Below are 12,031 nucleotides of genomic sequence, written 5' to 3' on the forward strand. Positions count from 1 at the left end.
CATTGCACGCAGCTGTGATGAGCGGAACCTCGCTCCGAATGTAACGACCGACGCTCCCCTCCGTACGGCCTGTAGCGAACGTTTCGTTCACCAACAGATGCTGTGCAAGCCGGGGAGAAATCGTCGCATGAAGGGATTCAACGTCGCCGAGAATGGCGGCGGTTCTTATCGTCCGCTCGCCATTCTCCGCTGGGTCATGGTGATCATATTCGTGTCGTTCGGAATGCAGAAGTTCACACTGCAATCCGCGCAGGGCATCGCCCAGTTCATCAGCAACAGTCCGTTCATCTCCTGGCTGTCGATATTCGGCCTGAGGGGAGAGGCCTATGTTCTCGGTGTTGCTGAATTCGTGATTGCGGCGTTGCTGGTGGCTGGCGCGTTCAGTCCGGTCTTGTCCGCTATCGGTTCATTCATGGGCATGGTGACCTTCGCGATCACATGGTCGTTCTTCTTCACGACGCCGGGCGTCGTCACATGGAGCCTTTCAACCGATCCCATGGCGTGGAATTTGGCCGGCGAATTCCTGTTCAAGGACATCGTCTTGCTGTGTGTCTGCGCCGTGTTGTTTCTGGCGTCACTGCCGCGATCGGTCATTCGGCTGCGCACCGGCTGAGCGTTGGGGTCGCTCACCGCCTGATGCGGTAGATCACGACGTCCTCGCCGTGATGCGTCGTGCTCTTTTCCAGAATGTAGTTCGATTTCTCCAGCACGCGGCGGGAGGCAGCGTTCCCGACGAGCACCAGGCCGATGAGCGACGGCAGCGCAAGCTGCGACAGCCCGATATGCGTCAGCGCCGCCGCGATCTCGCTCGCAAGTCCCTGGCCCCAGAGGTCGCGTTTGAACGTGTAGGCAATCTCGATCTCGTCGATGCCGTCAACGAGAATGTGCCTGATGCCCGCCCGTCCGGCGAATTCTCCGTCTTTCGTTCGCAGCGCCCAGAGCCCGAAGCCGTGCTGGTCCCAATGGGCCATGTTGGCGGCGAGATAGGTCTGCGTGACGTCGGGCGCCCGCACCCCGCCGAGATAGCGCGACACCTCGGCATCGAGATGGAGCGCGACGAGGTCTGCGAGATCATCGTCGCGCAGTTTCTCGGCGGTCAGTCTGTTGGTGCGGAAGTGATCCAATGAGGTTAGCCGCGTTCGAAGTGAGCATCGATTGTTGCGCCGACGATACCGTCCTGCCGACGTTTTACTCGACCTCCCGATCGCCGGTGCGACGCGCGGGGTTTGATCTGCATCAAATACGCGGATGACGATCGCGCCACAACCCGACTTCGAGGCTCACAGGTTGACAGGTGCGATGATCCCGACCTGGTACGTCAGCTTTGAAATTCGACAGCGGGGCGTTTTGCCGAGGCAGCGCAGTCCGCGCGAGACGCGGACGTTCGCGACCGAGGACGAAGCTAAGTTGTTCGCGCGCGCAAAGCTCGATGAAGGCCTCTCTGTTTTTGCAGGTACGATCAATCCTCACGTTCCGAGGCGGCTCATTCCGGCGTCAGATATCCATGCGTGGCTCGGAGACGATGGGCGCCCTCTTCCGCCAGAAGCGTCGAGCACCGACTAAGCACGCTACGGTGCATAGAGATGGCGCTTGGGTGTTGCCATTTTGATACGGGTTTCGAGACTCCTGCCCGCGTAAAGTTTCTCACATTCGCGAACCTTATGCACCCTAGTCCCAGCATGGGTGCTCATTTTTGGACGAGACGGCGAATTCAAACGAAAGAGCAAAAAAGGGGACGAGACCATGAGGAAGTTTTCGACTGCTGCGATCGGCTTCGTAGCACTGAGTATGGCGGCTCCGGCCATGGCGGCCGACATGGCCGTCAAGGCGCCGCCGCCGGCACCAGTGGTGGCGATCTACAACTGGAGCGGATTCTACATCGGGGCCAACGGTGGCTGGGGGCAAAGCCATGGTTGCGTCGACTTCGTAACGCCTGCTGGGACGGTCGCAGATGGCTGCGTCGATCGCTCCGGTGGTCTCGTCGGTGGACAGATCGGGTACCGGTGGCAAACCAATCAGTTTGTGCTTGGTCTGGAAGCTCAGGGCGATTGGGCCGATATCAAGCACACGCGCGTCAGCCTGATCGATCCGTTGATCTCGACCACAGGCAAGACCGACGGCATTGGGCTGTTCACGGCCCAGCTCGGTTGGGCATGGAACGCTTCGCTGTTCTACGTGAAGGGCGGCGCCGCCGTGACCCGCAATCGATTCGATATATTCAACAACGTCACCGGCGTCGGACTGGCTTCGGCAGGTCACACGCGCTGGGGCGGCGCCCTGGGTGTCGGCTGGGAATATGGTTTTGCGCCGAACTGGTCGGTCGGTATCGAGTACGACCATCTCTGGATGGGACGCGACAATTTCGGCTTCGCAGGCCTGGTCACGCCCGGCGGGTTCACGCTCACCGGCAGCGGGATCAGCCAGGATGTGGACATGGTTACGCTTCGGTTGAACTACCGCTTCGGTGGTTTCGGTGCTCCGGTCGCTGCTCGCTATTGAGTGTGTGTCTTCCCGGTGAACTCAGGCCCCGGCATCGACCGGGGCCTTTTCATGGGAAGCCGAAGAAAACGATGGAGGTCCGGCATCAATTCCTGCGATGTCGCAAGGCCAGGCGCGGGTGAATTGTGCGGACTTGTTCGAGGATGCGGGCCGCGATCAATCGTTAGCGGACGCTTCCCGATGATGCCATCATGCCGGTGTTTGCCCGACGGCTCAAGCGAATTCGGATAATTCGTAAGCTATTGATTTCACGACCCCGGTCTACTGTGCATGGGGTTGTTTTCTCAGTTTTTAGCTTCGAGGGGGCTATCCCGCTCCCAGCGCCACCGCGACGTTGTAGGTCACGAGGCTTGCGGCATAGGCCAGCACCAGCATGTAGGTGAAGGTCACCGCCATCCATCGCCAGCTTCCAGTCTCGCGCCGGATCACGGCCAGCGTCGAGGCGCATTGCGGGGCGAAGATGTACCAGGCCAGCATCGACAGCGCGGTCGCGAGCGACCATTTCGTCGCCAGCACCTGGCCGATCTGCTCGGCCGCTTCCTTGCCGCCTTCGATCGCATAGACGGTGCCGAGCGCTGCGACTGCGACCTCGCGCGCCGCCATGCCGGGGATCAGCGCGACCGCGATCTGCCAGTTGAAGCCGACTGGGGCGAGCAGCGGCTCGAGCGCCTTGCCAATGATCGCCGCTAGGCTGAAGTTGATGGCGGGTTCGGTCGCGCCAGCAGGCGGCTGCGGGAACGAGGCCAGGAACCAGATCAGCACCATCATCGAGAAGATCGTGGTGCCGGCGCGGTGCAAAAACATCTTCGCGCGCGTGTAGACGCCGATCGCGATCGATTTCAGGCGCGGCATCTTGTAGTCCGGCAGCTCCAGCATGAACGGCGCCGGCGCGTAGTCGCGCAGCATGAAGAATTTTATCAGGAACGAGACGAGAAGCGCGCTGGTGATGCCGGCGACGTAGAGGCCGAACATCACGAGGCCCTGGAGGTTGATGAAGCCCCAGACGTCCCTGGCCGGAATGAAGGCGGAGATGATCAGCGTGTAGACCGGGATGCGCGCCGAGCAGGTCATCAGCGGCGCGATCAGGATCGTGGTCAGCCGGTCGCGCTTGTTGTCGATCACGCGCGTCGCCATGATGCCGGGAATGGCGCAGGCAAAGCTCGACAGCAGCGGAATGAAGGCGCGGCCGTGCAGGCCGGCGCCGCCCATGATGCGGTCCATCAGGAAGGCGGCGCGCGCCATATAGCCGAAATCTTCCAGCAGCAGGATGAACAGGAAGATGAGGATGATCTGCGGCAGGAACACTATGACGCTGCCGACGCCGGAGATTACGCCGTTCTGCAGAAAACTCTGCAGCAGGCCGGCGGGCAGGGTGTCGTGTACGAGTTCGCCGAGCACGTCGAAGCCTGATTTGAGCAGGTCCATCAGCGGCTGCGCCCAGGCGAACACCGCCTGGAACATCACGAACAGGATCAGCGCCAGCACGATCAGCCCGCCGACGGGATGCAGCACCACCGCGTCGATCCGCGCGGTCCAGGTGTCGGGCCGGCTCGGGAGGCTGACGCAATCGGCGATGATGCGGTCGGCCTCGCGCTGGGTGGAGCGCAATTCGGCCACGCTGAGCGCGCGCCAGTTGTTCTCGGCCGGCTCGGCGGCGAGCCTGGCCGAGATCTCATCGGTCAGCGTCAACAGATCGGCCGTGCCGCCTTTGCGCACCGCGATCGAGGTGACCACGGGCACGCCGAGCTCCTTGGCGAGCCGCTCGACGTCGACAGTGATGCCGCGGCGCGTGGCGATGTCGAACATGTTGAGCACGAGGATCATCGGCCGGCCGGTGCGCTTGAGCTCCAGCAACAGGCGGATGGTCAGGCGCAGATTGGTGGAATCGGCCACGCACAGCACGAGGTCGGGCACCGTCTCGCCGGAGGCCTTGCCGAGCACGAAGTCGCGGGTGATCTCCTCGTCCGGGCTGCGGCCGCGCAGCGAATAGGTGCCGGGCAGGTCGACCACCGAGACCTGGCGTCCCTGGGGCGTGACGAAGAAGCCTTCCTTGCGCTCGACGGTGACGCCCGGATAGTTCGCGACCTTCTGCCGGCTGCCGGTCAGGGCATTGAACAGCGAGGTCTTGCCGCTGTTTGGCGTGCCGACCAGGGCGAGATGCAGCAGGGGTAATTCCATGGGATCACTGGTCCGGGATGCGGCGTCCGGTCGCTATCTAGGCGACGATGATGGCCATGGCTTCGCGCCGGCGGACCGCGATCGTGATGCTGTCGACCCGCACGGCGATGGGGTCGCGCCCGACCAGCCCCTCGTGCAGGACCTCGACCCGGGCCCCCTCGACGAAGCCGAGCTCGATCAGCCGGCTCTCGAGCTCGATGTCCGAGAGCGCCGAACCGGTGTCCCGGGCGGACAGGTGCTGGATGACGCCGGTATAGCCGCGCAGGGCCAGACCCAGCGGCATGTGAGGGCGCGTATCATTGGTGTCGGTCATGCCCTGTATTTTCAACGCAGGGCATTGAGGTCAAGCGCGCCGGTCGGCGGAAGCTGCACCTTAGAGTGATTTTAAAGTGCGGCCGCCCTGGCGGGTCGAAAAGACGCCTCGTCGGCTACTGGGCCGGGACCTTGTCCGGCTGGGCGGCCATGGCGCGGCTCTTGAAGTAGTCCAGCACGAACAGGCGGATCGCCGAGGACAGATTGCCCTGCTGGCGATTGCCGTCGATCTCGCCGACGAGCTCGGACAGCGTCATGTTGCGCAGGCCCGAAATCTCCTTCATGCCGTTCCAGAACGCCTCTTCCAGGCTGACGCTGGTCTTGTGACCGGCGACGACGATCGACCGTTTCACGACGGGCGATTTCATGGCTGCTCCTCGCGATCGATCTGATGCTGATCCAGGTGCTCCTTCGCCCTGTCCGCGCGCGTCTCCTCCGCCGACCGCTCCGCCTTCGTGCGGCCGAACTTCGCCCGATTGGCGTCCGCCTGCTTCGCCGAGGCTTCCCGCTCGGCGCGCTTCCGGAAACGATTCAGGTTGATGACGTTCCCCATGCCGCGTCTCCATCATCCGATCCTCTTCAGGCAGGATGAAACTTTCAGAAACAGGGTGCCGCATCGCACCCGACAAGACTTGATCGTCATTCGCTTGCCCTCGTCAATCGGCCCTTCGGGCCATCAAACAATGAATTTCGCCCTGTCTAGGGCAGAAGAGCTGCGTAACACGGCGTTCCGCCGCAACATTGACGGTAATCAAATCCCGTCCCCAAAGCCGCATAATTCTGCCGGTTGAGCGCCCGTATCACTACGGATGACTATCGGAATTCGGAATCCTATCCGGGGCTGGTCATCTTCTCCGGGCGCACCAGACGGTCGAATTCGTCGGCCGAGACGAAGCCGAGCCGCAGCGCCTCCTCCTTCAGCGTGGTGCCGTTGGCATGGGCCGTCTTGGCCACCTTGGCGGCGTTGTCGTAGCCGATTTTCGGGGCAAGCGCGGTCACCAGCATGAGCGAGCGCTGCATCAGCTCACTTATGCGCTTTTCGTCGGCGCGGATGCCGCTGACGCAATGTTCGGTGAAGGAGCGTGCGGCGTCGGCCATCAGGCGGATGGAGTGCAGCATGTTGTAGGCCAGCACGGGCTTGTAGACGTTGAGCTCGAAATGACCCTGGCTGCCGGCGACCGTGATCGCGGTGTGATTGCCGAACACCTGGCAGCACACCATGGTCATCGCCTCGCATTGCGTCGGATTGACCTTGCCCGGCATGATCGAGGAGCCCGGCTCGTTCTCCGGCAGGATCAGCTCGCCGAGGCCCGAGCGCGGGCCCGATCCGAGCAGGCGGATGTCGTTGGCGATCTTGAACAGCCCTGTCGCGACCGAATTGATGGCGCCGTGCGCCAGCACATAGGCGTCGTTCGAGGCCAGCGCCTCGAATTTGTTGGCGGCGCTGGTGAAGGGCAGTTTGGTGATCCCGGCGACGTGCCTTGCGAACAGTCTTGCAAAGCGCGGCTTCGAGTTGAGGCCGGTGCCGACGGCAGTGCCGCCCTGCGCCAGCGGATAGAGCTCCTTCACCGCGACCTTGAGCCGGGCGATGCCGCTTTCGACCTGCGCGGCATAGCCGGAAAATTCCTGGCCGAGCGTCAGGGGCGTCGCGTCCTGCGTATGAGTACGGCCGATCTTCACGATCCTGGAAAACTCCTTCTCCTTCTTGCGCAGCGCGCGGAGCAGCTCGCCAAGGGCGGGAACGAGATCGGCGGTGATGCGGCTTGCGGCCGCGATGTGCATTGCGGTGGGGAACGAGTCGTTCGAGGACTGGCTCATGTTGACGTGATCGTTGGGATGCACCGGCTTCTTGGCGCCGAGCTCGCCGCCGAGCAGCTCATTGGCGCGGTTGGCGATCACCTCGTTGAGGTTCATGTTGGTCTGCGTGCCCGAGCCGGTCTGCCACACGACGAGCGGAAAATGATCGTCGAGGCCGCCGTCGATCACCTCGCGCGCGGCGCGGATGATGGCGTTGGCCCGGCGCTGGTCGAGCAGGCCGAGTTCGCGGTTGGACTGCGCCGCGGCGAGCTTGACGATGCCGAGCGCATGCACGAGCGAAATCGGCATGCGATCCGTGCCGATGCGGAAATTCTGCCGCGAGCGCTCGGTCTGTGCCCCCCAATAGCGATCGGAGGGGACCTCGATGGGACCGAAACTGTCGGTCTCGATGCGGGTCGCGGGGCGGGCGGTCTTCGAGCGGGCAGCTTTGGCCATGAGCACATCCATTCCGCCGCGCGAAATGCCGCGCGGCCTCTTCATGTGCTCTTCTATATAGGCAGTCTGGCCGGGCGCGAGGTCTCGCGCGGCAGCCTAGATCATTTCTTGCGGAAACGATCGAGCCGCACGACTTCGGCGCCGCCCTGGCTCGGCGGGGTCGGCTCTTCCGCGGTCTCCGCCTTTTCCAGGGCGGGCGCGGGCACCGACACGGCCGAAGGGGCAGGGGCCGCGGGCAACGTCTCCGGCACGACCTCGGCGACGTCGGACGTGTCGAACTGGAGGCCGAACTTCACGGACGGATCGAGGAAGCTCTTGATGGCGCTGAACGGCACGATCAGCCGCTCCGGAATGCCGCCGAACGACAGGCCGACCTCGAAGCGGTCCTCGAGCACGGTCAGATCCCAGAACTGGTGCTGCAGGATGATCGTCATCTCTTCCGGATATTGCGCCAACAGGCGCGACGACAGCTTTACGCCCTCGGCCTTCGACACGAAGGTGATGAAGAAATGATGCTCGCCCGGCAGTCCATGGGACGCGGCGTCGGTCAGCACCTTCCGCAGCACGCCGCGCAGCGCGTCGCGGGCCAGCACATCGTATCGGATATGATCGGTCGCCATGGTGGTCCTGTTGCATTCCAGGAGTTGGGCCCTGCCGGCCCGACTCGCCAAGTCGCAATAGTACCGCGCCTGACGGGTCAGCAGGAGTCCCCGCCGGGGAGGAAATCAAAGGTAAGTGGAGGCTTCTGTTGCCAGGTGCCTCCGAACCCCGCCTAACGGAGCTTAACCCGTTAGGACTTTAAGATGGTCTTTCAAACTGCGTTACGCAGCCTGAGCAACCGGAGCAAAGTTGTCGTTGGCAACTATTGCAGTAGCCCGATAACGGCGGAACAATACCGGGAAAAAGCACGCCCTTTACGCCCTCGTCGATCCTATTTCGCCCCCGCCAAAACCCGCTTCTAGGGCTCGCCCGTGGGTGGGCTTTGGTGGAGGCGCCGGGTACCGCCCCCGGGTCCGAATGGTTTATTACGACGACCGTTTATTTCCATAGCCGGCGAACCGGCACCCCCAATATAGGGGGCAAAGGTTTAGAAAGACAGGGGTTTGGGGCGGGCATGGCGCGGTTCCCTTTGGATAGGTTCCGGACGGTCTTGGCCACGCGGCGGCCCGCGTTCTAAGCTTCTGACATGTCCACGGATTCAGCACCGGCCGCCCAAGAGCCGGATCGTGCCGCAGCCGGCGGCCCTCCGCCCAGCCTGGCCGCGCTGTTCGTGGCCTTCGCCCGGATGTCCCTGGCCGGTTTCGGCGGGGTCCTGGTGTTTGCCCGGCGGGCGATCGTCGAGCAGCACCGCTGGATGACGGCGGACGAGTTCAACGAAACCTTCGCGCTCTGCCATTTCCTGCCCGGCCCCAACATCGTCAATCTGTCGATGGTCTTCGGCGCGCGGCTGCGCGGAATTGCGGGCGGCATTGCCGCCTTTGCCGGGCTGCTGCTGCCGCCGACGCTGATCATGACCGTGCTTGCGATCGTCTACGCCCGGTTCGGCGATGTGGAGGTGCTTCGCCGCATCCTCGCGGGCATCTCCTGTGCGGCGGTCGGCCTGCTGATCGCGGTGGTCTTCCGCATGATGACGCCGCTGCTCAAGCGGATGGACGCGGTTGCGCTCATCCTGATGCTCGGCGTGTTCCTCGCCATCGGCGTGCTTCGCCTGCCGCTCCAGGCGGTGCTGCTGGTAGCGATCCCCGTGAGTGTCGGCGCCACCTTCTTCCTGCGGCGGAAGGTAGCAGCGTGAACGCCGAGAACCCGATCTGGGCGCTGATCTCCACCTTTGCCCTGATGTCGCTGTTCGCGGTCGGCGGCGCTGCGGCCGCGGTGCCCGAGATGCACCGCATCGCGGTCGATGTGCATCACTGGATGACCGACAAGCAGTTCACGGATGCCTATGCGATCGCGCAGCTCTCGCCAGGTCCGAACGTGCTTATCGTGACGTTAATCGGCTATGCGGTCGCCGGCATCCCCGGCGCGCTGGCAGCGACGCTGGCGATGTGCCTGCCGACCGCGCTGGTTGCCTATTATGTCGGCCGGCTCTTGAACCGGCCGAGCCAATCGCGCTGGCCCGGCCTGATCCAGGCTGCATTGGTTCCGCTCTCGATCGGATTGATGGCGGCGAGTGCCCTGATCCTGGCCCAAGCGACCGATCGCACGATTGCTGCGGTGCTTCTGACCGCGATGGTTGCGGTGCTCGCAGCGGTCTCGCGCATCAATCCACTATGGCTCCTGCTCGCCGGCGGCTTGATGGGTTTTGCTGGCATTGTGTAATGAAAATCGCTAGGCAGTGATCCGGGCGAGGGATCCATTTCCAGCCGATTAGAACAACACTGCGCGTGACTTACGGGTCGCGGAGGAGACATGCATGGCCGATACGATGGGCCACTCAGCGACAGCCACCCGAAACACCTCGGTGGCGCTCGGCTTTTGTCTGCTGGCCATTGCGCCGCAGATATTCGAATTCATCTGGTCGATCGGGACGATTTTTGGCTGGGGCGCGGGACGCGGTCCGGCCACCGTTCTGATCAGCCACGCCACCGCGCTGGTCGCGGGTGCTCCCGCGGTACTGATCGGATCGGTCGGCGGTGAGACCAAGAAGGCGTCATCCGACGTTCTGCTGGCGCTGATCTATTCCTACCCGATCCTTGCGGTAGCCATCGTCTCCCTGTTCATGGCCATCCGGTCGGCACAGGATTATGTCGGTGGCGTCATTCTGATGGCGCTCGCGCTGTTCGCGCTGTGGGCCTCGAGCGATTTGCAGGGCATGCGCGGCTTCTCCTTCGGTGCGGGGACCGCGCCGCGCATGTTCGGCGGGCTGCTGGTCGCCTTGTCCGCCGGCATCGCCTTGACCGGCCTTCTGACCGACGGGCCGGCGATGGCCCATTATTCCTGGCGCGGGCCGCTGTTCGTGATGGCCTCGATCGTGTTCTTCGCCCTGGCGATCCGGCCGCTCGGCCTCGTGGTCTCCGCCTTCGTCAGTTTCATGATCGCGGCGATGGGTTCGCACGAGACGCGCTGGCTGGAGGCTGCCATCGTCGGCGCCTGCCTGACGCTCGGCTGCGCGCTGCTCTTCCCCTACGTGCTCGGGTTACCGATGCCGATGTTTCCGCGTTTCCTGATCCAGTGAGGGCGTGATGGATATTTTTGCCAACCTCGCCCACGGCTTCGCCGTCGCGCTTTCTCCGATCAACCTCCTGATGTGCCTCATCGGCGCCCTCGTCGGCACGCTGGTCGGCGTTCTCCCTGGTATCGGCACCATCGCAACCGTGGCGATGCTGCTGCCGATCACCTTCGGACTGCCGCCGGTCGGCGCGCTGATCATGCTCGCCGGCATCTATTACGGCGCGCAATATGGCGGCTCGACCACGTCGATCCTGGTCAACATACCCGGCGAGGCGACATCGGTCGTCACCGCCATCGACGGTCACCAGATGGCCAAGCAGGGCCGTGCCGGCCCGGCGCTGGCGATCGCGGCGATCGGGTCGTTCTTCGCCGGCTGCGTCGCGACCGTGCTCATCGCCGTGCTCGGCGCGCCGCTGACCAAGCTCGCGTTGGCCTTCGGCCCGGCCGAGTATTTCTCGCTGATGGTGCTCGGCCTGATCTTCGCGGTCGTGCTGGCCAAGGGCTCGGTGCTGAAGGCGATCGCGATGATCGTGCTCGGCCTGCTCATGTCGATGGTCGGCTCGGACATCGAGACCGGCGCCTCGCGCATGGCCTTCAACATTCCGGAGCTCGCCGACGGTCTCGGCTTTGCGACGGTAGCGATGGGCGTGTTCGGCTTTGCCGAGATCATCCGCAACCTCGACGCCGGCGCCGAGATGAACCGCGACCTCGTGCAGCAGAAGATCACCGGCCTGATGCCGACCAGGAAGGATCTGCGCGACTCCGCACCCGCGATCCTGCGCGGCACCGTGCTCGGCTCGATCCTCGGCATCCTGCCGGGCGGCGGCGCCGTGATCGCGTCCTTTGCGGCCTATACGCTCGAGAAGAAGATCGCCAAGAACCCGTCGCGGTTCGGCCGCGGTGCGATCGAGGGCGTGGCGGCGCCGGAGAGCGCCAACAACGCGGCGGCGCAGACCTCCTTCATCCCGCTGCTCACCCTCGGCATTCCGCCGAACGCGGTGATGGCGCTGATGGTGGGCGCGATGACCATCCATGGCATCGTGCCGGGTCCGCAAGTGATGCAGAAGCAGCCGGATCTCGTCTGGGGCATGATCGCCTCGATGTGGATCGGCAACCTGATGCTGATCATCATCAACCTGCCGCTGGTCGGAATCTGGGTCCGCCTGCTGCGCGTGCCTTACCGGTTGATGTTCCCATCGATCGTGATCTTCTGCGCGATCGGCATCTACTCGGTGAACAACGCGCCGGTCGACGTCATCCTCGCCGGCGTGTTCGGTCTCGTCGGCTACTGGCTGATCAAGCACGATTTCGAGCCGGCCCCGCTGCTGCTCGGCATGGTGCTCGGACCGCTGATGGAAGAGAACCTGCGCCGCGCACTGCTGATCTCGCGCGGTGACTGGAGCGTGTTCCTGACGCGTCCGCTGTCAGCAGTGCTGCTGGCGATCGCGGCGAGCCTGTTGATCCTCACGGTGCTGCCTGCGCTGCGCGCCAAGCGCGACGAGGTGTTCACCGAATCCGAGAACTGATCGCGCCTGCGTCCGCGCGCCGCATTCGGAAGTCGAATCGACTTGTGTGATGACTTCGTGACATGAAAATGCCGGCCCTTGTGGCCGGCATT

General features: G+C 63.8%; 13 protein-coding genes and 1 other RNA gene. 6 read left to right on the forward strand and 8 right to left on the reverse strand.

Annotated elements, in window-relative coordinates; translation table 11 throughout:
• The first annotated feature begins 127 nt into the window (after nucleotides 1-127).
• Nucleotides 128-613: a YkgB family protein gene (locus E4K65_RS21700; protein WP_135175956.1), complete on the forward strand. Its 486-nt coding sequence runs from the start codon at nucleotides 128-130 to the stop codon at nucleotides 611-613.
• 13 nt (nucleotides 614-626) lie between these two features.
• Here the strand turns inward: E4K65_RS21700 and E4K65_RS21705 are convergent, their stop codons facing one another.
• Nucleotides 627-1,124, reverse strand: coding sequence for a GNAT family N-acetyltransferase (locus E4K65_RS21705; protein WP_135175911.1), 498 nt, complete (start codon nucleotides 1,122-1,124; stop codon nucleotides 627-629).
• 619 nt (nucleotides 1,125-1,743) lie between these two features.
• On the opposite strand from E4K65_RS21705, the gene E4K65_RS21715 reads away from it, so the two are divergent.
• A complete protein-coding gene (locus E4K65_RS21715; RefSeq protein WP_167771027.1) occupies nucleotides 1,744-2,499 on the forward strand; it encodes an outer membrane protein in 756 nt (251 codons plus the stop codon).
• Between the two features lie 306 nt (nucleotides 2,500-2,805).
• On the opposite strand, the gene feoB is transcribed toward E4K65_RS21715, so the two are convergent.
• The 7 genes from feoB to ssrA form a co-directional block, all read right to left on the reverse strand.
• Nucleotides 2,806-4,677 carry a ferrous iron transporter B gene (feoB, locus tag E4K65_RS21720; protein ID WP_135175914.1) on the reverse strand — a complete coding sequence of 624 codons (1,872 nt, stop codon included), beginning with the start codon at nucleotides 4,675-4,677 and terminating at the stop codon, nucleotides 2,806-2,808.
• A 37-nt stretch (nucleotides 4,678-4,714) separates the two neighbouring features.
• The gene (locus E4K65_RS21725; RefSeq protein ID WP_011089262.1) at nucleotides 4,715-4,990 is read right to left on the reverse strand and encodes a FeoA family protein; all 276 of its coding nucleotides are present in this window, start codon (nucleotides 4,988-4,990) and stop codon (nucleotides 4,715-4,717) included.
• Between the two features lie 115 nt (nucleotides 4,991-5,105).
• A complete protein-coding gene (locus tag E4K65_RS21730) occupies nucleotides 5,106-5,357 on the reverse strand; it encodes a ribbon-helix-helix domain-containing protein (RefSeq protein ID WP_018640860.1) in 252 nt (83 codons plus the stop codon).
• Nucleotides 5,354-5,542, reverse strand: a complete 189-nt coding sequence (locus E4K65_RS21735) for a DUF4169 family protein (protein ID WP_092185375.1) — start codon at nucleotides 5,540-5,542, stop codon at nucleotides 5,354-5,356. The genes E4K65_RS21730 and E4K65_RS21735 overlap by 4 nt, the downstream gene beginning before the upstream one ends.
• 278 nt (nucleotides 5,543-5,820) lie before the next feature.
• Complete coding sequence (gene fumC, locus E4K65_RS21740; RefSeq protein ID WP_135175957.1) at nucleotides 5,821-7,254, reverse strand: class II fumarate hydratase; 1,434 nt, start codon at nucleotides 7,252-7,254, stop codon at nucleotides 5,821-5,823.
• An 89-nt stretch (nucleotides 7,255-7,343) separates the two neighbouring features.
• Nucleotides 7,344-7,862 carry an SspB family protein gene (locus tag E4K65_RS21745; protein WP_027544745.1) on the reverse strand — a complete coding sequence of 173 codons (519 nt, stop codon included), beginning with the start codon at nucleotides 7,860-7,862 and terminating at the stop codon, nucleotides 7,344-7,346.
• A 114-nt stretch (nucleotides 7,863-7,976) separates the two neighbouring features.
• Nucleotides 7,977-8,344: a transfer-messenger RNA gene (gene ssrA / locus E4K65_RS21750) on the reverse strand.
• A gap of 84 nt (nucleotides 8,345-8,428) precedes the next feature.
• Between ssrA and E4K65_RS21755 the strand changes: the two genes are divergently transcribed.
• The 4 genes from E4K65_RS21755 to E4K65_RS21770 all read left to right on the forward strand — a co-directional run bounded on the left by E4K65_RS21755 (nucleotide 8,429) and on the right by E4K65_RS21770 (nucleotide 11,939).
• Nucleotides 8,429-9,034 (forward strand): chromate transporter, encoded by a 606-nt coding sequence (locus tag E4K65_RS21755; protein WP_135175915.1) that lies wholly within the window; start codon nucleotides 8,429-8,431, stop codon nucleotides 9,032-9,034.
• Nucleotides 9,031-9,561 carry a chromate transporter gene (locus E4K65_RS21760; protein WP_135175916.1) on the forward strand — a complete coding sequence of 177 codons (531 nt, stop codon included), beginning with the start codon at nucleotides 9,031-9,033 and terminating at the stop codon, nucleotides 9,559-9,561. The genes E4K65_RS21755 and E4K65_RS21760 overlap by 4 nt, the downstream gene beginning before the upstream one ends.
• 94 nt (nucleotides 9,562-9,655) lie before the next feature.
• Nucleotides 9,656-10,417 carry a tripartite tricarboxylate transporter TctB family protein gene (locus tag E4K65_RS21765; RefSeq protein ID WP_135175917.1) on the forward strand — a complete coding sequence of 254 codons (762 nt, stop codon included), beginning with the start codon at nucleotides 9,656-9,658 and terminating at the stop codon, nucleotides 10,415-10,417.
• A 7-nt stretch (nucleotides 10,418-10,424) separates the two neighbouring features.
• The gene (locus E4K65_RS21770) at nucleotides 10,425-11,939 is read left to right on the forward strand and encodes a tripartite tricarboxylate transporter permease (RefSeq protein ID WP_027544749.1); all 1,515 of its coding nucleotides are present in this window, start codon (nucleotides 10,425-10,427) and stop codon (nucleotides 11,937-11,939) included.
• Nucleotides 11,940-12,031 lie beyond the last annotated feature (92 nt).

It is taken from the genome of Bradyrhizobium niftali, assembly GCF_004571025.1.
Classification (GTDB): domain Bacteria; phylum Pseudomonadota; class Alphaproteobacteria; order Rhizobiales; family Xanthobacteraceae; genus Bradyrhizobium; species Bradyrhizobium niftali.